Annotated in this window: 19 protein-coding genes and 1 CRISPR repeat array (1 of these 20 only partly in view); of the genes, 7 read left to right on the forward strand and 12 right to left on the reverse strand. The window is 62.1% G+C overall.

What is annotated here, in order from left to right:
- The first annotated feature begins 3 nt into the window (after window positions 1–3).
- Window positions 4–519: a DUF2231 domain-containing protein gene (locus H1S03_RS03415; RefSeq protein ID WP_185803168.1), complete on the forward strand. Its 516-nt coding sequence runs from the start codon at window positions 4–6 to the stop codon at window positions 517–519.
- Here H1S03_RS03415 and H1S03_RS03420 read toward each other — a convergent pair.
- From H1S03_RS03420 to H1S03_RS03440, 5 genes are all read right to left on the reverse strand, one after another.
- Complete coding sequence (locus H1S03_RS03420; RefSeq protein WP_185803169.1) at window positions 489–1,001, reverse strand: HemJ family protein; 513 nt, start codon at window positions 999–1,001, stop codon at window positions 489–491. The genes H1S03_RS03415 and H1S03_RS03420 overlap by 31 nt on opposite strands.
- Window positions 983–1,696: a cytochrome c oxidase assembly protein gene (locus tag H1S03_RS03425; RefSeq protein ID WP_185803170.1), complete on the reverse strand. Its 714-nt coding sequence runs from the start codon at window positions 1,694–1,696 to the stop codon at window positions 983–985. Before H1S03_RS03425 ends, H1S03_RS03420 begins: the two co-directional genes overlap by 19 nt.
- A gap of 102 nt (window positions 1,697–1,798) precedes the next feature.
- On the reverse strand, window positions 1,799–2,392 hold the full coding sequence (locus tag H1S03_RS03430; RefSeq protein WP_185803171.1) for a DedA family protein: 594 nt from the start codon (window positions 2,390–2,392) through the stop codon (window positions 1,799–1,801).
- 36 nt (window positions 2,393–2,428) lie between these two features.
- The gene (locus H1S03_RS03435) at window positions 2,429–3,787 is read right to left on the reverse strand and encodes a sensor histidine kinase (protein WP_185803172.1); all 1,359 of its coding nucleotides are present in this window, start codon (window positions 3,785–3,787) and stop codon (window positions 2,429–2,431) included.
- Complete coding sequence (locus tag H1S03_RS03440; RefSeq protein WP_185803173.1) at window positions 3,784–4,455, reverse strand: winged helix-turn-helix domain-containing protein; 672 nt, start codon at window positions 4,453–4,455, stop codon at window positions 3,784–3,786. Before H1S03_RS03440 ends, H1S03_RS03435 begins: the two co-directional genes overlap by 4 nt.
- Window positions 4,456–4,618: 163 nt before the next feature.
- Here H1S03_RS03440 and H1S03_RS03445 point away from each other — a divergent pair, with 163 nt between their 5' ends.
- Complete coding sequence (locus tag H1S03_RS03445) at window positions 4,619–5,719, forward strand: trypsin-like peptidase domain-containing protein (protein WP_185803174.1); 1,101 nt, start codon at window positions 4,619–4,621, stop codon at window positions 5,717–5,719.
- Window positions 5,720–5,883: 164 nt separating this feature from the next.
- Window positions 5,884–6,846: a YihY/virulence factor BrkB family protein gene (locus H1S03_RS03450; protein WP_185803175.1), complete on the forward strand. Its 963-nt coding sequence runs from the start codon at window positions 5,884–5,886 to the stop codon at window positions 6,844–6,846.
- On the opposite strand, the gene H1S03_RS03455 is transcribed toward H1S03_RS03450, so the two are convergent.
- The 4 genes from H1S03_RS03455 to H1S03_RS03470 form a co-directional block, all read right to left on the reverse strand.
- The gene (locus tag H1S03_RS03455) at window positions 6,834–8,384 is read right to left on the reverse strand and encodes an alpha-amylase family glycosyl hydrolase (RefSeq protein ID WP_185803176.1); all 1,551 of its coding nucleotides are present in this window, start codon (window positions 8,382–8,384) and stop codon (window positions 6,834–6,836) included. The two genes, H1S03_RS03450 and H1S03_RS03455, sit on opposite strands and share 13 nt — an antisense overlap.
- Before the next feature lie 84 nt (window positions 8,385–8,468).
- Window positions 8,469–9,323 carry an SDR family oxidoreductase gene (locus H1S03_RS03460; RefSeq protein WP_185803177.1) on the reverse strand — a complete coding sequence of 285 codons (855 nt, stop codon included), beginning with the start codon at window positions 9,321–9,323 and terminating at the stop codon, window positions 8,469–8,471.
- 73 nt (window positions 9,324–9,396) lie between these two features.
- Window positions 9,397–10,221, reverse strand: a complete 825-nt coding sequence (locus H1S03_RS03465) for an alpha/beta hydrolase fold domain-containing protein (protein ID WP_185803178.1) — start codon at window positions 10,219–10,221, stop codon at window positions 9,397–9,399.
- Window positions 10,221–11,003 carry an SDR family NAD(P)-dependent oxidoreductase gene (locus H1S03_RS03470; protein ID WP_185803179.1) on the reverse strand — a complete coding sequence of 261 codons (783 nt, stop codon included), beginning with the start codon at window positions 11,001–11,003 and terminating at the stop codon, window positions 10,221–10,223. Before H1S03_RS03470 ends, H1S03_RS03465 begins: the two co-directional genes overlap by 1 nt.
- Before the next feature lie 616 nt (window positions 11,004–11,619).
- Here H1S03_RS03470 and H1S03_RS03475 point away from each other — a divergent pair.
- Window positions 11,620–17,496 (forward strand): Ig-like domain-containing protein, encoded by a 5,877-nt coding sequence (locus H1S03_RS03475; protein ID WP_185803180.1) that lies wholly within the window; start codon window positions 11,620–11,622, stop codon window positions 17,494–17,496.
- A 12-nt stretch (window positions 17,497–17,508) separates the two neighbouring features.
- Window positions 17,509–18,303 (forward strand): transferrin-binding protein-like solute binding protein, encoded by a 795-nt coding sequence (locus H1S03_RS03480; RefSeq protein WP_185803181.1) that lies wholly within the window; start codon window positions 17,509–17,511, stop codon window positions 18,301–18,303.
- A 78-nt stretch (window positions 18,304–18,381) separates the two neighbouring features.
- On the opposite strand, the gene arsC is transcribed toward H1S03_RS03480, so the two are convergent.
- From arsC to H1S03_RS03495, 3 genes are read right to left on the reverse strand one after another with little or no spacing between them, the layout of a single operon-like run.
- Window positions 18,382–18,801, reverse strand: a complete 420-nt coding sequence (gene arsC, locus H1S03_RS03485) for an arsenate reductase (glutaredoxin) (RefSeq protein WP_185803182.1) — start codon at window positions 18,799–18,801, stop codon at window positions 18,382–18,384.
- Entirely contained in the window at window positions 18,798–19,865 is a 1,068-nt protein-coding gene (gene arsB / locus H1S03_RS03490; protein ID WP_185803183.1) for an ACR3 family arsenite efflux transporter, read from the reverse strand. Before arsB ends, arsC begins: the two co-directional genes overlap by 4 nt.
- 10 nt (window positions 19,866–19,875) lie before the next feature.
- The gene (locus tag H1S03_RS03495; RefSeq protein ID WP_185803184.1) at window positions 19,876–20,211 is read right to left on the reverse strand and encodes an ArsR/SmtB family transcription factor; all 336 of its coding nucleotides are present in this window, start codon (window positions 20,209–20,211) and stop codon (window positions 19,876–19,878) included.
- Between the two features lie 323 nt (window positions 20,212–20,534).
- Here H1S03_RS03495 and H1S03_RS03500 point away from each other — a divergent pair, with 323 nt between their 5' ends.
- Both H1S03_RS03500 and H1S03_RS03505 read left to right on the forward strand, forming a co-directional pair.
- Complete coding sequence (locus H1S03_RS03500) at window positions 20,535–21,359, forward strand: manganese catalase family protein (RefSeq protein WP_185803344.1); 825 nt, start codon at window positions 20,535–20,537, stop codon at window positions 21,357–21,359.
- 18 nt (window positions 21,360–21,377) lie between these two features.
- Entirely contained in the window at window positions 21,378–21,818 is a 441-nt protein-coding gene (locus tag H1S03_RS03505; protein ID WP_185803185.1) for a DUF2383 domain-containing protein, read from the forward strand.
- Window positions 21,819–21,984: 166 nt separating this feature from the next.
- Window positions 21,985–22,420: a CRISPR direct-repeat array (repeat unit 29 nt; unit sequence CGGTTCATCCCCGCGGGTGCGGGGAACAG); it runs 447 nt beyond the window's last position.

Raw genomic sequence — 22,420 nt, forward strand, 5'->3', positions numbered from 1 at the left:
GATATGGCGACGAAGCAGGATGACAGGGAAGTGGATGACCTGATCGACCCGATCAGTGAATTGCCGGGATTCGAGGAGACGGAATCGCGCATCGCCGTTCTGGGGCACCCCATTCACGCGATGTCGGTCGCCTTTCCGGTGGCGCTGACCTTCTGTGTGCTGGGGGCCGATATGCTCTATTGGTGGACGGGGGATGCGTTCTGGGCGCGAGCCGCGCTGTGGGCCGCGGGAACCGGATTCCTGTTCGGAATGCTCGCCGGTTTGTCCGGCACGGCGGAGCTGTTGCTCGTCTCCGGCATCCGGGCGCGGGCGCCGGCATGGACACATTTCATCATCGCGGTGACGCTTCTGGCGCTGCTGGGGGCGAACTGGGGATACAGGCTCTACGGTTACGAACAGGCCGTCCTGCCCTATGGACTGATGCTGTCGGGGCTGTGCGTGTTGGTGGTCAGTTTCACGGGTTGGCATGGCGGTAAGCTCGTTTTCGATTATCGGCTGGGCACGTCGAAGGGAAGTTGACCGCCGCGCGGTTCGAGCATCCATTGGGGAAAGTCGATCCAGTGAAATCCCGGTTTGGCCAGCACGAGGGTCAGAATGACGATCACAGGCACCAGAACCGCCGCCAGCGGCAGCACCGCGCGGGGCGGATCATAGCGGGCGGGATCCTCGGCGGTTCTGACCAGCATGTTGCCGGTCCAGACATGGGCCACGACCAGAAGGCTTACGAATACCAGCTTCGCGAACATCCATGGCACGAAGGCCTCTCGAAGGAAGATCAGCCATGTTCCGGCGATCACCGCGATGACGGCGGCAGGTGTGACGCATAACGTATAGGTCAGGTGGGTGGCGCGGCGGATCAGCCGATAGTCGTCCATCATCACGGACCGGTCGCTGTGGGCCAGCATCAACGGCATTGCCAGCAAACCGCCGCACCACAGGGTCAGGGCGGCAATGTGCACGATCTTGAAGATCGGTATCGTTGCTACGATCCAGTCCGGCACGCCATATCCTCCCTCAGCCGACCCCAACTGCAACGCGCCAGCAGTGCGGCAATCGCGGCGTAGGGAACCCCCGCCGGCACCCACATGATCAGCCCCCCCAGTTGCTGATCGCGCAGCGGCGTCAGGCCCCAGTCGAATGGGGCGATGGAATGCGCGGCATACAGCGCAGTGGGGGCGAATGTCAGCACGGCGCCCAACATGCCCATTTGCGCGAAGCTGAACAGGACGAAGAGGAAACGTTCGACCGGTGAGACTTCGGCGGTATAGACGGCTTTCCAGAACCAGATCGCGCTGCCCAGCAGGCTGAGCTGCATCAGCCAGTAGACTGCAACGTTGGACAGGGCCAGATCATAGGCGACCGGGTGATGCCAGAGCCACAGGATGATCGTCGAGACGGCGAAGGGCAGGGCGACGCCGCCCCGGACCCGGTGTTTTGTCACCAGCGCCAGCAGCGGCGCGGCCCCTACGATCAGGATGACATGGTGCACCACCCGGGCGGAAAACAGTGCCGAGGACAGGGCGCAGAGCGGCGACACGAACGCCAGGAACAGCAGCGCCACCGCTGCGATCCCGGCAGGTTCGCGGCGAAGGGTGACGCCCAGCCCGACCAGTGCGAGGAGCAGGATCGGATCGAAGTTCCAACTGCCCCAGATCTCCTGCGGCAGTGGCGCAGGCCCACAGTAGATCGCGTTCATCTCGACATACTCCCTTGCTGCCGATCAGGGCCGCACCGTTCTGGACAGCCTCGACATTATACCTTGCGCGCTGTCCGAACCCGCGCATTCCCCGCGAGAAGCCTAACGCGATTGCCGGATCACCCGAAAGATATAGTAGCCGACAATACCCACAACGATCACGGTGGAGATCGGGTTCAGCCAATCCGCCACCTTCTCATATTGCGATTCCAGCAGATAGCCCGCGTAGGCCAGCAAGGTGGTCCAGATCGCGCTGCCCACGGTGGTGAAGGCCAGGAACGGCAGGATCGGCATCCGGGCAACCCCGGCGGGCACGGAAATAAAGGTCCGCACCCCCGGCACCATCCGCCCGAAGAACACGGCCCGCCAGCCGTAATCGCGAAACCAGCGCGACGCGCCGTCCACGTCCTCGGGCGACAGGGTCAACCACTTGCCGTGGTTGCGGGCGAATCTCTTGAGGCGCTCCTGACCGATGCGCAGGCCGATCCAGTACCACAGCACCGCGCCCGCCACGGATCCCAGCGTTCCGGCCAGGATCACAGGGATCAGCGCCAGTGTCTCCTGCGCCGCCAGATACCCGGAAAGGGGCATGACCAGTTCGGACGGGATGGGGGGAAAGACGTTCTCCGCGAACATCAGTCCCGCGACACCGACATATCCACCCCGTGCCAACAGCGATACGATCCAATCAAACATGCGCCCTCAATAAACAGTTCTTCTCGACTGCACCGCTCAGCTAGTCCGGGTCGCGGGGAAGGCCAGTTCGACGCGCAAACCCGGCATCGCATCGTGCAGACCCACTGTCGCGCCGTGAAGGGTGGCGATGCTGGCGACAAGGTTCAGCCCCAGACCCGCCCCCGGCGAGGTTCGACTGCGATCCATGCGGTAGAGACGCCGCAGGACCAGTTCACGCTCCGCCTCGGGCACGCCGGGGCCGTTATCCGTGACGCTCAACACGATCCGGTCCCGGATGCGGTTCAGTTCAATCCGAACATCTGTGCCCGCAGGCGTGTGACGCAGGGCGTTCTCTATCAGATTGGCGAGGGTCTGCCCCAACAGGTGCCGGTCGCCGCTGATCGTCATGCCGCTGGCAGGGGTGTAGTGCAGCCTATGACCCGCATCGGTTGCGGCAGGTTCGTAGAGTTCGACAATGGTCGCGCAGACCCGGTCCAGATCGACAACCTCAAAGCCCGCCTTGGGCGATCCCGTCTCGATCCGGGCGATTTGCAGCAGGGCGTGAAAGGTCGCGACGATGCCGTCCAGTTCGGCGTTCGCCTTGTCCAGCAGGTCACGGGCGGTGGCGTCGAGGGGCCCGTGCTCCGAAAGTTCGGAGAGGTGGACGGCGACCCGCTGGATCGGCGTCTTGAGGTCGTGCGCAATGTCCGAGGAAACCTGCCGGATCGCCGCGATCGACGATTCCTGCGCGCTGGCCATCTTGTCGATCCGGGTGCCGATCGTCGCCAGATCCTGCGGCCAGTCCGGTGCAGGGCAGACGCGAGCCTCCAATTCGCCGCCCGTCAGCTGATCCAGAGTCCGCGCGATGGTCGAGACGTGCCGCGCACTGCGCCGGGCCAGGGTCAGGCCGATGCCCAGTGCGATCAGGATCGTCGGGATCAGGCTGAGGCCGAGGACCCGCAGGAATGCCTCCCGCAGGGCGTCGATCTCCGCCAGGGAACGGGCGATGGTCAGCTGCCCGCCGCGAAGCGAGGTGGTCAATGCCATGTACTGTCCCTCGATCTGCGGGTCGCCGGAAATATCGGTCACGATATGATAGCCTTCGTCGTCACGTGCGATGACGGCGTTGCCGTAATGGCGGCGGTCCGGGCCGATATAGCTGAGCACCATGCGCGCCGGATCGGTAACGCGGGCCTCCGCCTCCACCAGCTGGGACAGGGCTGCGGGGCCGGGGGCCGCGCGAAAACCGGCCATGTCCTGTCGCAGATCGGCGCGTATCGTCTGATCGAAGGAGCGTTGCGTCACCAGATAGGTCGCCCCCAGGCTGAGCAGGCTGACGATGGTAAACACCGCCACCAGAACCAGCGCGAGGTGGATCGGCATCGAGCGAAATATCGCGGGCAGGTGCCGGTTCATGCGTCGATCCGGTAGCCCGCGCCGCGCACGGTCTGGATCAAGTCGGTGTCGAACGGGCGGTCCACCTTTGCCCTGAGGCGGCTGATATGCGTCTCCACCACATTTGTCATCGGGTCGAAGCTGATGTCCCAGATCGCCTCCAGCAACATGGTGCGGGTCTGTACCCGGCCCTTGCGGCGCAACAGATGTTCGAGAATGGCGAATTCACGCGGCAGCAAGGAGATTTCACGGCCCGCCCGGATCACGCGGCGGCTCAGCAGGTCCATTGTCAGGTCGCCCGCATGCAATGTCGTTTCCTGCGCCACCGTCGGGGCACGGCGGGCAAGGGCCGCGACGCGGGCGGACAGCTCACCAAAGGCGAACGGCTTCACGAGGTAATCGTCGCCGCCCGCGGTCAGCCCCTCGATCCGGTCCTCCACACTGCCCAGAGAGGTCAGGAACAGCACCGGCGTCCGGTTTCCGGCCCCGCGCAGAGTCTTGACCAACGTCATGCCGTCGATCTGCGGCACCATGCGATCGACGATCAGCACGTCGTATCCGACGCTGGTCGCCTGGATCAGCGCGTCGCGGCCGTTCGTGACCAGATCGACGGTATGGCCTTCCTCACGCAGGCCGCGGGCGATGTAGGTGCCCGTCGTCTCGTCATCTTCGACCACCAGCAGTTTCATGGACAGATCCCCTTCGGTTGCGCCATAGATTTGCCCGTAGGGGCACAATGGCAAGGGTGCGGACGGCGGCGCGGGCAATCTTACAAATCTGTATAGGCCTGCGCATGTTCCTGTCAGGCGGAATGCCGAATTTGGTTTCATCGCATTCAGTCAGGAGTATGACATGAAACCTATTGCACGCAATTCAGTCTCGCTCGCCGTTGCGGCGGCCATCCTATCCTCGACCGCGCTGGTGCCCTCCGTGGCCCTCGCGGTGCCGGCCGGCGGCTATGCCGATCTGGTCGAGCAGGTGTCCCCCAGTGTGGTGTTCATCGAGGTGACCGGCACCGCCACCCCCGTCGATTACAGTCAGGCCCTGCCCGAGGGGATGCCGGACGAGTTGCGCCGCCGGTTCGAGGAACTGGTGCCCAAGGGCGGCGAGCAAGGCCCGCGCAGTGGTCTGGGATCCGGGTTCATCATCTCGAATGACGGACAGATCGTGACCAATCACCACGTGATCGACGGCGCACAACGCGTAAGTGTGACGCTAAGCGACGGGCGGGAGATGGACGCCACCGTTATCGGCAGCGATCCCCTGACCGATATCGCGCTGTTGCAGATCGAGGCGGAGGCCGATCTGCCCTTCATCGATTTCGGCAGCTCGGCGCAGATGCGCGCAGGGGATGAGGTGTTCGCCGTCGGCAATCCGTTCGGACTGGGCGGGACGGTCACGTCGGGCATCGTGTCCGCGACCTCGCGCAATATCAACAGCGGCCCGTTCGACGATTTCATCCAGACCGACGCGGCAATCAACCGGGGCAATTCCGGGGGACCGCTGTTCAACGATGCGGGGCAGGTCGTCGGCGTGAACACCGCGATCTATTCGCCTGATGGCGGCTCCGTCGGTATCGGGTTCGCGGTGCCGTCCGACCTGGTGCAGACCATCGTCGCGGATCTGGAGGATGACGGCACCGTCACGCGCGGTTGGCTGGGCGTGCAGATCCGCCCGATGACCGAAGAGGTCGCCTCGGTCCTGGGCTATGACGCCCCGCGCGGCGCGGTGGTTGAGGCCGTGATGCCCGACAGCCCCGCAGCCAAGGCCGGTCTGGTGAATGGCGACATCATCTTGTCCTTTGACGGTACGGATATCGAGGAACTGCGCGACCTGACCCGCGCCGTGGCCGAAACCGCACCGGATGCGGATTCGCAGATGACGGTCCTGCACAAGGGTTCGGAAAAAACCTATGAGGTTACGATCGGAACCCTGGACGCGGAGGAAGCGTAAACGGTCCCTGTAACCAGCTTTGGAATTGACTTGGCAAACTGACTTGGCAAACCGGCCCTGGTGGAGCGATCCGCCGGGGCCGTGCCTATTTGTACCTCGGACTGGACGGTCCCGTCCCGCGACCCAGATCAATACGGAAACGTATGGGAAGGGCCAGACCGCAAATGACCACCGGAACCGAGAATCGTGGCCGCGAGGCCAAAGCTCCCACCGCTATTCCCCTGAAGGGCTGGAAGGATATCGCCCTTCGCGTGAAGGACAGGGTCAAGTCGGATCATGTCGGCCTGATCGCTGCCGGGGTGGCGTTCTACGCATTGCTGGCGCTGTTTCCCGCGCTGACGGCCCTGTTGGCGGTGTCCGGCCTGATCGTGGAGCCGGCGCAGGTCATCGACCTGATCGACGATCTGTCCGCAGTGATGCCCCGGCAGGTCGCGGAGATCATCATCGCGCAGGCGCAAAAGGTCGCAGGCTCGGAACAGGCCGGTCTGGGGCTGGCCACGATCCTGGGTATCGCCCTGGCGCTGTGGTCCGCGTCCAAGGGGGTGGCCAGCCTGATCGAAGGGCTGAATGTCGCATATGGTGAAGAGGAAAAACGCGGTTTCATCAAATTGAAACTGCAAACGTTGTTGTTGACCCTGGGCCTGATCCTCGGCGCGATCTACGCTGTCGTCGCGATGATGGGGGTGCCGGCCGTGCTGTCCTTTGTCGATTTAGGGCCGATCACCGAATGGCTGATCGCAGGGATCGGCTGGGTCATATTGATCTGCCTGATGATCGTCGGTCTGGGCGTGGTCTACAGCTATGGTCCGTCGCGCGATCCGGCACATTGGCGCTGGTTGAGCGGGGGGGCCATAGTGGCGGTCCTGATCTGGCTGGTCGGCTCCATCGCATTTGCGTTCTATGCCGCGAATTTCGGCAGCTATAATGAGACGTTCGGCTCGCTGGGCGGTGTTATCGTGCTGCTGACATGGTTGTGGCTGTCGGCCTACATCGTGCTCATGGGGGCCGAACTGAATGCCGAGGTCGAGGCCCAGACCCGCCGCGACACCACCGTCGGCAAAGCCGAGGCGATGGGCGAACGTGGCGCGGTCAAGGCCGACAACCTGGGTGAGGCCTATCCCGAATAACCTTTGCGCCACACCACACCGCTGCGCCGGGGCAGGGCGCCGGGCGTCAGTGGTTCAGTGCTCAGAACAGGGTGCGCATGGCCGCAGGGCCGTGCGCTGTCCGTCAGGTTCAACGCAAAGGTGAAATCGCCGCGCTGGATGTGCAGCACGTCATTGACGATGGCAGTGTCCACCGGACCCTCGGGGTCGAGGTTGCGGCGCAGGCGCAGTGCTTCGATCCAGAACGCACGGGTGCCGTCCGGCCCCTGTTCGGACAGTGCGATGTCGTCCAACCCTTGCATCGGCAACCAGGGTGTCCCGGTGGTGAAGCCGTAATTCGGCGCGTCCGCTGACCACGGATAGGGTATTCGCGCGCCCTCCCGCCCTGGCGGTACCGGCCAGAACAGCCGGTCGAACGGATCTGAGATCTCGTGCAGTTTCAAAGCGGCCTGCGGTTGGCCCAGCTCCTCCCCCTGCCAGATTATCAGCGGACCGGGCAGGGCGGCGGACAGCAGTGCCAGCAATTTCGCATCGCGTACGGAGCCGTCGCCGGTTCGGCTGACGGCCCTCGGCTGATCGTGGCAGGACAGGCAATAGGTCAGTCCGCATCCTTCGCGCCGATGCCGCGCGATCAGATCGCAAACCGTCTGCGCGGTTACCGGATTGACCATCAAATCCACAGTATAGTTCGCATCCAGGCGGTCAGGGGCGGTAAATGCGCCCGACAACTCGACCGAGCGGTTGCCGGAGTTCACCTCCCCCAGCAACCAGGCATCCGGGCCGGCCCACTTGCGCAAATTCTCCGCGAAGGCGGCACCGTCGCCGGGCAATATGTCGTAGAGGTGATCCTGAAAACTGTAGAGATTCTCGGGCCCGGTGGCGTTGCGATCCTGAACCTCCTCGCTGGCCGGGGGATTGTCCTTCATCGACAGGTCGAACAGGTAGGAGTTCACCGCGTCGAAGCGAAATCCGTCAACGCCGCGCCCGCGCCAGAACGCCACGATGGCCTGCAATGCGTCCTGAACCGGGGGGTGACGCAGGTTCAGGCTGGGCTGGCAGGACAGGAACTGGCGCAGATAGAATTGCCGCCGTACCGGATTCCACGTCCAGGCAGGTTCGCCAAAGAAGCTCAACCAGTTGTTCGGCGCGCTGCCGTCAGGCTTTGCATCGCGCCAGACGTACCAATCGTGCATATCCTCATCACGAGCTATGCTGGCCTGAAACCAAGGGTGCTGGTCGGACGTGTGGTTGAACACCAGATCGACCATGACCCGCAGGTCCAGTTCGTGGGCGCGCGCCACCACAGCATCGAAATCGTCGAGGGTTCCGTATCGCGGATCGACCTCGCAATGGTTCATGACATCATATCCGCCATCGACCATCGGGCTGGAATAGAACGGAGCCAGCCAGATGGCATCGACGCCCAGCTGCGCGATCGCCTCCAGCCCCTGAACGACACCGCGCAAGTCGCCTTCGCCGGTGCCTGTGCTGTCCCGGAACGACCGGGGGTATATCTCGTAGATGCTGGGATGCAGGGGCCAGTTGGCTCGGGGTGTCATGCAAGGTCTCCTTCACGCCGATCGCGCAAGAAGAAGGGGCCGGTGTCGCGGCCCCTTCGTGCAGGTATTCGATTGAACTCGGCCTCAGGCCCCGACGACCATTCCACCATTCGGATGCAATGTCTGCCCGGTGAAGTAGCTGCCATCCGAGGATGCGAGGAACAGGAACGCGGTCGCGACCTCCCACGGCTGGCCCGGACGGCCCATCGGTGTGCCGGAGCCGAAACCCTCGACCTGCTCCGCCGGCATCGTGCCGGGAATGAACGGTGTCCAGATCGGGCCCGGTGCGACAGAGTTCACCCTGATCCCCTTATCCGCCAGATTGGCCGCCAGCGAGCGGGTGAACGCCAGCGAGGCACCGCGCGATGTCGAATAGGCAATCAGCGATCCCATGCCTGCAAACGCGTTCACCGACGATGTGTTGACGATGGCGTCCCCCTCGCCCAGATGCGGCAGGGCGGCCTGCGTGGTGAAGAAATACGACATCACGTTGCTGTCCATCGTGCGACGCAAGGTTCCCTCATCTAGATCGGTCAGGTCCTCATTTAGCCATTGCTGGGCACAGTTGTTGATAAGGACGTTGAGCTTTCCGAATGCCTGCACGGTCTTTTCGACAGCTTCGGTCGCGTGGGATTTCTGGCCCAGATCACCGGGGATCAGGATTGCCTCTGATCCCTCAGCCTCAACCAATTCCTTGGTTTTCTCCGCGTCCTGATGCTCATCCAGATAGGCGATCGCGATTTTTGCGCCCTCGCGCGCGAAGAGCACGGCGACCGCGCGGCCGATGCCACTGTCGCCGCCGGTAATCAGCGCGACCTTGTCCTTCAGCTTGCCCACGCCGGGATGGCGGGGGGCATAGTCCGGGGCGGGCTTCATCTTGTGCTCATCACCGGGCATGTGATCCTGCGACTGGGGGGGAATGTTCGGGGCGTCGGTCATGAAAATCCTCGTTCGTTAAATGCCTTGGTCAACGGTCTGGGTGGGGAGTGGTTCCCGCTGTTCATGCCGCGCGTCAGGGTGACGCGGCATGAACGTGGCGGGCGATCCGGTCCAGCGCCTCCGCGCCCTGGGGCAACGCGTCCGGCCACAGGGCGTGCATATGCATCAGACCCGGTGCGATATGTGCCGAAACCTGCACCCCCGCCGCCGCTGCCGCCCGCGTCAGGATCAGCGTGTCGTCCAGCAGGATCTCCGTGCCGACCGCCTCCACGTGCAAGGGCGGCAGGCCCCGCAAATCCGCCAGATGTGGTGAGGCTTGCGGATCGTCATCGCCCAGTTCCGGTGCCACCATCGCCCATAGAGCGGCATCCGTGGCCCCGTCATTCATCGCATCACCCTCACGATCACGGGTAAGGCAGCTTCCCGTCCGGTCCGTGTTCGGAGAGATCAGCGCCAGGGCCCTCGCCCGCCCCGGTCGTGCCAGCGCGGCGTTCAGCGCCAGATGGCCCCCGGCACTGTCGCCGCCCAGCGCCACGGAACTGTCGAGGTCATCCAGAACCGCGAGCGCGGCGTTCAGCGGGGCGGGCCATGTGCACTCAGGCGCGCAAGGGTACGCGGGCAACAGCACCTGCACACCCCGCGATGCCAGATAAGCCGCCATCACGCGGTGAGTGTCCGGGCTGCCCAGAACGTAACCACCGCCATGAAACCACACCAAAGCCGGAGCGCTGGCGGCACCGACGCGCAATGTGTCGATCCCGCCGATCTTCGTCCAGGTGCCTGTTGACGTTTGAACGCCCGCGCGGGCGATGAAGCCCTCACGCTGCTTGGACAGGGTGTTGCCCATCGGACATGCGTCGAGATGCGCGCGCAGCGATGCCTCATCATGGGGGCGCATCAGGTTTCGATCGACCCGACGGAGCCGCCGTCCACCCGCCAGTTCGCACCGGTGACGAAGCTGGCGCGCGCCGAACATAGCAAGGCAATGACGGGGGCGACTTCCTCGGTGCGGCCACGGCGTTTCAAGTTCAGATGCGGACGCTCTTCCTCCAGGAAACTCTCGATTGCCTCATCGACGCTGACGCCCAGATCCTCGGCCCGCTTTTCCATCATTCCGTCTGTCATCGGTGTCTTGATAAAGGCCGGGGCGACGCAGTTGACCAGAACACCTTCACCGGAATGGGCGAGGCTGATGGATTTGGAAAAGCTGAGCAGCCCCGATTTCGCGACATTGTAAACAGTCTCGTCAGCATAGGGTTGGGCGACATTCTCGGACGTCACGAAAACCATGCGCCCCCATCCGCGCGACCGCATGGCGGGGCCTACATGTCGGACCAGACGCACGGCGGACATGAAATCTATGTTCCAGGCCTCGTCCCAGTCATCGTCCGACATGGTCATAGGATCGCCCTTGGCCCCCGTGACGCCGGCGGCATGTACGAAGATGTCGAAATCGGTTCCGACCTCCGCGATGAAATCGTCCGCCCCGGCCCTGCTCGACAGATCGGCGGCCACGGCGCGGGCGCCCAGCGGGGCGGCTATGTCGCGAAGCTTGTCCGCGTCCAGATCGGTCAGCGTCAGATCGACACCCTCCGCCGCCAGAACTTTCGCGGTCTCATGCCCGATCCCACCGGTCGCACCGGTAATAAGGGCGCGGCGTCCGTCGATCTTCAAATCCATGTCTGCAATCCTCAAGTCACTGAAATCTGTTGCGCTAAAACGTACAGAACAATCACTCAGACACCTGACGGTTCCGTGCCGTAATGTCGCGGGGCGATGAATACAGATGAAGAGCACAAGCGCGGCACCCTCATTCCGGGTGACAACCACGCCTGCGATATGACCGTCTGGAAACGCGATGTGCGGATCGCTGCGCCCACGCCCCAAGGGCCATTGCCAAGGTAGGCAAAGTTGAAATGGGCGGCGATTCCACGTGCTGTCAGGCCAGGGATTTGAGATGTGAAATGCAGACGCGCAATCAGGCGCAGACCGACAGTCGGCCTCCAGAATAAACCATTGTTAACGATTTGAAATTTCTTGAATACCTACGGATTTTTCGACGTTAGGGGCATTCGCAAATACCGATCACCGAATGGTTATGTCGGTTATTTTGCTAGCCCGGGCAGGATTCTGAATTTGCAGACAAAAGATGAAATTTTTTTTGAATTCCGGCAGTTAGATAAAATTTGTCTTGCCCGGAAGAACAAATTTTAGGTACTTTGCGCAAAGCAACAGGCGGGTTTTGGCAGCTTGCCACGCGAACACGTCACAGTAATGAGTTTACGGAGAATTTGTCATGGCCACACCCGCTGAACCGGTAATCCTGGGTTTCTTCTCCGACACGGGGACTAGTGGCGATAACGTCACCGCTTCACGGACGTTGACGTTCTACGGAACGGGAACGCCGGGCGCATCTCTTGAGATTATGGATTCTGGTCCAGACGGAATAAGTGGTGTGGGAACCCTTGGGTATATCGGATCGATCCCGGCCAACGGAGAATGGAGCGTTACCGTCGGGCAGGGGGGCGACTATCCCCAGGGGTCCGATGGCGTGCTGGTCGATGGTACATATTACGTACAAGCCGGATCGCGCGACGGGCCGGATGCCTCATCCCGAGGACCGGCGCTTGTCCTGACCGTGGATGGCCCGGAAATGTCTGCGGTTGATCTGGCGGCGGGCTCCGATACCGGAAGCAGCTCGAGCGACAATTACACCGCCGACAGAACCCCGACCGTAGAATTCACCGCCGGTCTGGGTGACACGCTGGAAATCGACTGGGATGACGGGCGCGGTTTCGTGGCGGCGGGAACCGGCACAGGCGCATCGCAGACGGTAACCATCGATCAGGCGTATCCTGTAAGTTCCCCCAACACGGAGAAAACCATTCAGGTCCGTGCAACCAAGGAAGGCGTCAGCACGACCGAGCAGATCGAAATCACCCTTGATCGGGAGACGAACCGCCCCACCTGGCAGCTGGCGACTGATTCCGACAGCGGCAATTCCAACAATGATGGGGTCACGCGTGTCGCGCAGCCCACCATCATCGGCACGGCGGAGGCTGGCGCAACGATCGAGATCCGATTGACCAATGGTTCCGGCCCGGCGTTGGCCAGCACCGTTGTCAACGGGGATGGAACCTATGAGGTACAGTTGCCCGGTGCGCTGGACGATGGAACATATCCGCTATCGATCCGCGCTCAAGATCTTGCCGGCAATTCTTTCCAGTCGAATTCGGCAGGATTTACCATCGACACGACGACCGCGACCCCCAGTATCAGCGGGTTTGACAACGATACCGGCGCGGCGGATCAGATCACGACGGATGCCACGCCGCGATTCTTCGGCACGGCGGAGGCTGGTTCCACGGTCGAGATCTTCGTCGATGGCGTCTCGGCCGGAACGGTGAGTGCAAACAATTCCGGAGATTGGTTCTTCCAATCAGGTACGCTTGCGGCTGACGACTATGTCGTAACCGTGCAGGCGACCGATATCGCCGGCAACGTGTCCTCATTGTCGAGCGGATATGACATAAGCATTATTCCTTCGGTAACCGAAACGCCCGTCGTCACCGGTATCAGCAACGACAGTGGTACGGATGATGACGGCATCACCAACGATCCCACACTGACGGTCAATGGAACGGCGGCTGCGAATTCATCCGTGCAGATCCTGTTGGACGGCACGGTCGTCCAGACGGTTTCTGCGAACGCTTCCGGTAACTGGTCGGCCGCCCTGCCATCGGCTCTGGCGAATGGAAACTACGAGATCACCGCCATTGCCCAAAGTTCGGGGCTGAACCCTTCGGCTGAATCTGCTGTATTCGACGTCGAGGTGGACACGGTCGCCCCCCAGATTCCCACTCTCGACCTTCGGGCGACCTCCGATACCGGGCGGAATACCGCAGACGAGATTACCAACGGCTCCTCAATTCGGTTCGATATCACAGGCGAACCCAATTCCACTATGGAATTCCTCAAGAATGGTAGGGACCCATTTGTGTTGGTGCCCACTTCGACCGGTGACTCGATTTTAACAGCCCAATATTCCGAGGGCACGGCTACATATTCCGTCCGATCAACGGATGCGGCCGGAAACGTGACCCTTAGCGAAGGGCTGACTGTCACCATTGATCGAACGCCACCCAACGCGCCCGTGATCGAAGGATACACGGACAATACCATCATCGGTGAGTCTGGCGCGGTGGCGTCCCGCTCCGTCACACTCACCGGCACATCCGAACCGGACGCTTTGGTGAGCGTCGTGGATGCGGACAACATCCTCTACGCTCAGGCCATAGCCGATTCCGAGGGCAACTGGTCCGCCACTGGCGGGGATTTGGCCGACGATACGTATCTGTTCAGCGCCCGGGCCGAGGATCTGGCCGGGAACATTTCCGAACTTGGGGATGCGACGAGCGTAACGCTGCGGCTCGATCAGACGAATTCACCGATCATCACCGGAATTGCGCAGGACACGAACGGGGCGGATGGCGTGACCAGCGACAACACGCTGATCGTGTCTGGTACGGCAACCGCAAACGCCACGGTCGAGGTCTTCCTCGGGGGGGTCTCCCTCGGAACCGTCGTGGCGGGCGAGGCGGGGGCATGGTCCTTCGACTATACCGGCACCACGTTGAGCGATGACGATTATGTCTTCACCGCCACGGCGCGGGATGCCGATGAACTGGTGTCCGAGGTCTCCGATCCCTTCGACGTTACGGTGGACACGACTGCGCCCGTGCCCCCGACCATCGACCTGGTCACGGCATCCGACAGCGGCGATGGCACCGACAATCTTACCAATGATGCCACCCCCACTCTGTCCGGCGCGGGCAATGCAGGCGACACCATCGAGATCTTCGACGGGACGACCTCGCTGGGAACGAGCGTGGTTGCGCCGAACGGCATTTGGTCCTTCACCCCACTCGCTGCGTTGAGCGAGGGGACGAAGAGCTTTACCGCCGTCGCCACCGACACGGCGGGCAATGTCAGCGCGGCCTCTGCCGTGCTGTCGGTCGAAATCGACGTGACACCGCCGGCAAACCCGGTCGTGACCGGCATATCCGATGATACCGGAATTGACGGGGACGGCGTGACCTCGGACGGGGTATTGGTCGTATTCGGTACGGCCGATCCGCTGACCGAAATCAGAGTGGTCATGTCAACGCCGAGCGGTTCTTTCTGGGGCGTCACCACTGCGGATGCGTCTGGAAACTGGTCCCATGACTTTGCCAGCACGATGCTCGAAGGTGAAGTTCTGGTGATTGACGAAGGGCTTACCCAGATCGACGTCACCAGTTTCGACCTCGCGGGCAACTCCTCCATTTCCGAGACTTTCACCGTCACGCGCGACGCCACGCCGCCGAATGCCCCCACCGTTGCGCTGGATAGTGCCAGCAACAGCGGCTCTTCGCAGGATTTGATCACCAACAACACGACGCCGCTTCTGCAAGGTGAAGCGGACGCTGGCACCCGCATCGAAATCCGTCAGGGTGAGGCCCTGCTGGGTTCCGTCGAGGCGGATGAGAACGGTGCTTGGACGTTCAGGACCCCCGAACTGTCCTCCGGCACCCACAGCTTCGACGTCGTGGCGGTGGATCTTGCTGGAAACACCTCCACCACGGCTGCTTTGGAAATCGAGATCGACACCACCGGGACGGAGGTTCCGCTCCTCGATCTGGACGTGAATTCCGATACTGGGGCCTCCACATCCGACAACGTCACCAATGAAAACCAGATCACTCTGACAGCCACGGTTGCCGGTGCGCAGAATGTAAGGTTCCTCGCCGGTGAGACGGAGCTGGGCTTCGGCGTCGAGGGACCGGCAGGCGTGTGGACCCTGACCACGGACGCGCTGGCTGACGGCGTATACTCCATCACGGCGGAATCGAGCGATGTCGCGGCGAATTTGGTGACATCCGCGCCCATGGAAGTCACCATCGACACCTTGCGCCCTGACATGCCGACCATCGCATTGGACGCGGGCAGCGACACCGGCGAGGACGACAACATCACGTCGGACGCCACCCCGACATTCAGCGGCACGGCGGAGGCTGGCAGCGTTGTCACTCTGCTGGCGCGGTCCGGCGGGGAAGGCGAGATCCAGCCACGGGCGCCTTTGCCGATGCTGGAACTTGGTGAGGTCGAGGCGGACGGTTCAGGTGAGTGGAGCATCACCTCCTCCGACCTGCCGGATGGCGATTACACGATCTTTGCCGTGTCCACCGATCTGGCGGGCAACGCCATATCCAGTGAAGAGGTTTCGGTGACGATCGAAACGGTCGCACCGACTGCGCCCACGATCGATCTGAACCCGATTGCCGATGCGGGCGCGTTCTCTGACGATAATATCACCAGCGTAACCGTTCTGGGGCTGAGCGGGACCAGCGACCCGAACACAACCATTCTGATCTTCGACGGCGACGTTCAGGTCGGCTCCGTTCCGGTCGGTGTGTCCGGCACCTGGACCTTTGCGTATTCCGAGGTCGAGGAAGGATCCCGTGTTCTGACCGCACGGGCCGTGGATGTGGCAGGCAACAGCGCGACGTCCAGCGAATTGACGGTCACTGTGGACCTCACACCCCCGACGGTGCCGACCCTGCGTCTGGATGCGCAAAGCGACAGCGGTGCCGACAATTCCGACAACCTGACCAACGATACGACACCGACATTCTCCGGCACGGCCGAGGCGGGAACGACCGTCGTCGTTACCGTGACCAACCTGATGTCGAAGACTGCTATCGAACTGGAGCCGGTTGTCGTCGGAGAGGACGGCACCTGGTCCGTCACCGTTGACGAGGAGCTTGTCAGCGGACCCTACGACATTTCTGTCACGTCGACCGATATCGCGGGCAATATCGTGTTCGGCGATTCCATCGCCATGGAAATCGACCTGACTGCGCCCGACGCACCGAGCATCATGTTTCTTTCGGAGGATACAGGCCTCGACGGTGACGGAATCACCAGCGATGACACACCCACCCTGAGCGGCACCGCCCTGGAAGGGGAGGTGGTGACGATCCTGCGCAATGGTGTGGTCGTCGGCACGGTTGCCAGCATTGCGGGACAGTGGACCTTCACCTCCGCCGCGCTGGCGGATGGCGACTATACCTTCACCGCGACGGCAACGGATGCGGCCGGCAATATCTCGACCGTGTCCGACGAGATCGCCATCACCGTGGATACGCAAGCAGCCGCTGCGCTGACGCTCGACAACTCCAGCGTCGATGAGAATGCCGAAGGCGGTACGCTGGTCGGCACGGTGCAGACCAGTGAAGCGGTCGAGCTGACACTGACCGACGATGCCGACGGGCGCTTCGTTCTGAGCGGGTCCGATCTGCTTGTCGTGGAGGGGGCCACGCTCGATTACGAGGAACAAGTCAGCCGCGACGTTATCGTGCAGGCCACCGATCAGGCAGGCAACGTGACCGTCACCACACTGACGGTGCAGCTCAATGATATCGAGGAGACATTCGGCGGCGAAGCTGGACCCGAGTTGATCTATGGCGATGCCGGCGACAACACGATCAATGCAGGCGATGGCGACGATACCATCTTCGGCGGGGCAGGCGATGACACGATCGACGGCGGCACCGGCAATGACTCCATCAATGGCGGTGAGGGGAACGATGCTCTCGGCGATGCCTTCGGCAACGACACGATGGATGGCGGGGCCGGGGACGACTTCCTGTACATGGTCAGCGGCGACAACGAACTGTACGGCGGTGAGGGTGACGATCTGCTGATCGGCGGCTACGACACCGACAACATGCAGGGCGGTGCCGGCAATGATGTGCTGCGCGGTGATATCTCGACCTTCCTGTCCGGCAACGACACGTTGCGCGGGGGTGAAGGCGACGACCTGCTGGAGGGCGGTGGCGGTTCCGATCAGTTCATCTTCACCACGGGCGACGGCAACGACACGATCGGCATGCTGGATATTGATACCGCCGCCCGTACCGCGATTGTGAGCGGTGCCGATTTCGACAGCGGAGTGGACCAGATTCTCCTCATCGGATTCGGCTACGCAGATGCGGCGGAGGCGTTCAGTCACGTCTTCGACGTGGACGGCGTCGCGACCTTCGACGATCAGGGCACGACGATCACCTTCGCAGGGCTGACTGCGGCCGATCTCAGCGTGGATGACTTCGCAGATGACTTCTTTCTTACCTAAAGGATACTGACCATGACGATCCGTCCCGTATTCGCGCTGGCTGTCCTGTCCCTCGGCGGGCTGAGCGCCTGTTTCGATGGCAGCGACCCGCGCTATGTCGAATTTGACTCGCTGACCTCCAACCGTGTCGATGCGCTGAACGCGCAAAGTCTGAATGTGCGTGCGCGCACAACCGATCAGATCACCGGTGAGCTGGACCGGCAGGCGGATACTTTCGAACTGGATGCCGAAAGCGGCACCATCGACGTGTCGCGTACCACGGTGACGCTCAATGGTGGCGGCACCATCGATCTGACCGGAACCACTGAATTCGCCCGTTTCTTCGACTCACAGCCAAGCGGTGGCGATACCACGACCGGCGTTGTCGGCGTTCCCACCATTGTGGGGGATGTGCCGGGGGGCGGCACGGCCACGTATAGCGGTGTTTCGGAGGTTGCAATTCAGGACGGGTTGGCGCTCTACGATCTGGACGGCACCATGGAGGCGACGGCTGATTTCAGTGCCGGAACGCTTGATGTGACCCTCGACAATTTGGGGGGGCAACGGCAAGATTTCATCTTGGGAACCAGCAACGTGACGGACGTGGCGACCATTACCATCAGTGACGCCATGATCTCGGACAATACGGTATCGGGCGGCACCTCAACCCTGACAAGCGCGACGATCAATGGCGGCGGTGGTTTCAGCGGAACCCAGACCACCAGTCACGAGGCAGGCTTTTACGGCCCGCGTGCCGATGAAGTCGGCGGTGTGCTCTATATCGATGACACGTCTGTTCAGGTCTTCGGTCAGTATCTGGGCGACTGACCTTTCAGTCAGCAATCATCTTGGCGGCGTCCTGGCGGGTATCGCGTAGGGCGCCGTATTCGCATTAGACGCGGCTCCTCAGTCAGGGTTGTTGCGCGCGGCTGCGGCGGGTGGGGCGTTCTTTTCCACCAGTGGATCCAATGACGGGTTGTCCAGAAGCTCCAGCACAGTCTCGCTTGGACGACACAGCCGCACGCCTTTGGGGGTGCAGACGATCGGGCGGTTGACCAGAATCGGATGGTCGATCATGGCGGTCAGGATCGCCTCATCACTGACCGAAGGATCGAGCAGCCCCAGATCCTCCGCCGGTGATTTCGTGGTCCGCAGGGCCGTGCGGGGCGTCAGATCGGCGGCCGCAAACAGCGCCAGAAGCTGCGGTCGCGTCCAGCCCGTCTTCAAATATTCTATGATCACGGGCACCTCGTCCGACGCCTCGATGATTGCCAGCACGTTGCGCGAGGTTCCGCAATCGGGGTTGTGATGAATGACGATGCTCATGACGTGCCCCCAGCCTTTGGAAACCAGTGCTGCGTCCGGTTGGCGAAGGCGACGAGTGACAGCATGACCGGCACCTCCACGAGGACGCCAACCACCGTCGCCAGCGCCGCCCCCGAGCCGAGGCCGAACAGGCTGATCGCCACCGCCACGGCCAGTTCGAAGAAGTTGGACGTGCCGATCAGCGCGCAGGGCGCGGCCACGTTGAACGGGATTCCCCAGGCCCGCGCCGCGCCATAGGCCACGAAAAAGATGCCGTAGGACTGGATCAGCAGCGGCACAGCAATCATCGCGATGACAAGCGGACGGTCGAGAATGACCTCACCCTGAAACCCGAAGAGCAGCACCACCGTCATCAGCAGACCGATGATCGAGAACGGCTGCACCCGCGATTTGAAGGCATCAACCGCAGCCTCTCCATCCTTCTCCACAAGGCTTCTGCGGGTCAGATACCCGGCGATCAACGGCAGCAAAACGTAGAGGCCGACCGACAACAGCAGCGTATCCCACGGCACGACGATATCCGTCACGCCCAGCAGTAACGCCACGATCGGCGCAAAGGCGAAGATCATGATCACATCGTTCACGCTGACCTGCACCAGCGTGTAGGTCGCATCGCCGCGGGTCAGGTTCGACCAGACGAAGACCATCGCGGTGCAGGGCGCTGCCCCCAGCAGGATCACGCCCGCCAGATAGGCCTGCGCATCGTCCGGCGGGATCAGGCCGGCGAAAACATGGTTGAAGAACAGCACGCCCAGGGCCGCCATCGTGAAGGGCTTGATAAGCCAGTTCACCACCAGCGTCACCACCAGCCCCTTCGGCTTGTCCCCGACATGGGAGAGGGAGCTGAAATCCACCCCCACCATCATCGGATAGACCATCGCCCAGATCAGGATCGCCACAGGCAGGTTGACCGAGGCGATCTCCAGCGCGGCCAGGGCACCGAAGAGACCCGGAAAGAGATTGCCCAGCAGCAACCCCGCCCCGATGGCGAGCGCCACCCAAACGGACAGCCAGCGTTCGAAAGTGCCCAGCCCGGCCGCGGCGGGAAGCGAGGAGTCGTTCATGGCAATCTTCCTATGTTTGGGGACAGGCGATCAGGTCGATGACAGGTTGGCAAAGCTCAGGACGCCCGGCGCAGCAATCCTCCATCAGGAACGCCAGCAGACCGCGCACGCCGTCCATATCCGCGAAATAACGGATGCTGCGGCCCTGCCGCTCGCTCCGGATCAAGCCGGATCGCGCCAGGATCGAAAGGTTGGCGGACATGGTGTTCTGACGAACGCCAAGGGTATCGCCAACCTCACCAGCGGACATGCCAGCTTCGCCCGCCTTGATGAGCAGGCGAAACACATCCAGTCGTGTTGACTGGCCGAGCGCTGCAAAGGCATCGAGGGCGTTTTGTTTATCCATATATCGGGAAATATAGATATACAGAGCAGGCGTCAAGTAGGCTGCGGCACTACGCGACCGCTCATCGCCCGCGCAAGGCACCCCTCTGTTGAGAACTTCAGCGAAATGCCGATCAGCTCACGACTGTGATTTTCATTGCTACTCCCGGAGGTACGATTCCGTATTTGCGGCCCCACGATACGGCGCACGTCATATTGCGCTCTAAAACAGGCCACCAGTTTGCTGTACTGCTCCGAACGAACAAAAGAATGGGAACGAATGCGGGCATCAAGGGTTTTCAGTCTGTTACGCTATTTTCAATAAGACCACTTACGGAGCCAATGATGTTTCACCATTCCAGCAAGCTGCAATACCAGGTGCGCGTTGATACACCCGATCCCCAGTTCGCCAAATTTCTTCAGCAGGCCATCGGCGGCGTCGAAGGCGAAATTCGCGTTGCGATGCAGTATTTCTTTCAGGCAATGGGCGCGCGTGGCGATGACAAATATCGTGATATGCTGATGATGACCGCGACGGAAGAACTGTCGCATATCGAATTCCTCGGCCATGCGGTCGCGCTCAACCTCGAAGGCGCGCCTCTTACCGCGCAGGAGGAGGCAGCGAAGGATCCGATCGTCAACGCGATCATGGGGGGGGCCAACCCGCGCCACATCCTGTCCTCGGGCCTGTCCGCGATGCCAGTGAATTCCAACGGCGTGCCCTTCGACATGAGCCATGTTTACGCCACGGGGAACCTCGCCGCCGATATGCTGGCCAATGCGACCGCTGAGAGTGGTGGGCGCGTGCTGGCCTCGCGGCTTTACAACATGACTGAGGATGCGGGCATGAAGGACATGCTTTCGTTCCTCATCGCACGCGATACCATGCACCAGCAGCAATGGATGGCGGTCATCGAAGAACTGGGCGGAATGGAGTCTCAGTTGCCAATCCCCAACTCGACGCCCAAGGAGCATGAGGCGACCGAGCATTCGTACTACTTCCTGAACACCTCGCTTGATGAACCGACGCCCGAGGGCCGCTGGACATCGGGTCCGTCGCTGGACGGTCGCGGCGAATTCAGCAAGCGCGACAAGCCCGAGCCCCTGGGGCAGAAGCCCAGCCTGGGCAAGGCGCGTCCGCATTCAGGCACGCAGACGGAACAGCAGTAATCGCAAGGAGGATCAGCTATGCCTACAACAGTGGGAACAGAGGACACCGTCAAGGACCTCATCCGCAACCTTCTGACGCTGGAACACGATGCGATCGCAGCCTATGACAGTGCGATCGAACGGCTCGAGACGTCGGATTACCGGGAGCAGATCGGAACTTTCCGGCGCGATCACGAGGCGCATGTGGCAGATCTGAGCCGCATCGCGAGCGGCATGGGCGTCGTTCCTCCTCGGGAGGGCGACATGAAGCAATGGCTCACCACGGGCAAGGTCGCACTGGCCGGTCTGGTCGGGGATGACGCCATCCTCAAGGCCATGAAGACCAATGAGGACGACACGGTGATGGCGTATGAGCAAGCCTTGAAAAACCCTGTGGCGAGTGCTGATTTGCGCCCGGAGTTGGAAAAGGGCCTGTCGGACGAACGCCGCCATCGCGCCTGGATGGAAACGACCAGCTGATATCCGACGCAGCACCCATGAAAAGGCCGATGCGCAGTCCGCATCGGCCTTTTTCAATCCCTTGAGATTAACACCTTCCCCCCTCTTGTGACAGAATTCAACGGTTCCTGCCGTCGTCGGCAGACTGCGGGGCCGACCTGAGGCGCGCAACTGGCTGAAATTTAGGCGGTTCGTCCCCGCAGGTGCGGGGAACAGAAACGGACGGGCATGCGATAGATCGGTCCCCCCGGTTCATCCCCGCGGGTGCGGGGAACAGCTGCCCTTCATGCTGATAGCAGACATTGGTGGCGGTTCATCCCCGCGGGTGCGGGGAACAGCCACTACCAGATGCTGTGGAGCATGTCGTGCGCGGTTCATCCCCGCGGGTGCGGGGAACAGAGCACGTAGCAATGCTCAAGGTGGCCCTTGATCGGTTCATCCCCGCGGGTGCGGGGAACAGCTCGAAACCGGCGGCGGGCCGATGGCTGACTACGGTTCATCCCCGCGGGTGCGGGGAACAGACACCCAGTACGATGTGCCGATCACGTTGATGCGGTTCATCCCCGCGGGTGCGGGGAACAGGCGCTTGGAAACATTCCAGAAATGCGCAGAGGCGGTTCATC

It is taken from the genome of Pontivivens nitratireducens (genome assembly GCF_014235845.1).
GTDB classification, from domain to species: Bacteria; Pseudomonadota; Alphaproteobacteria; order Rhodobacterales; family Rhodobacteraceae; genus Pontivivens; species Pontivivens nitratireducens.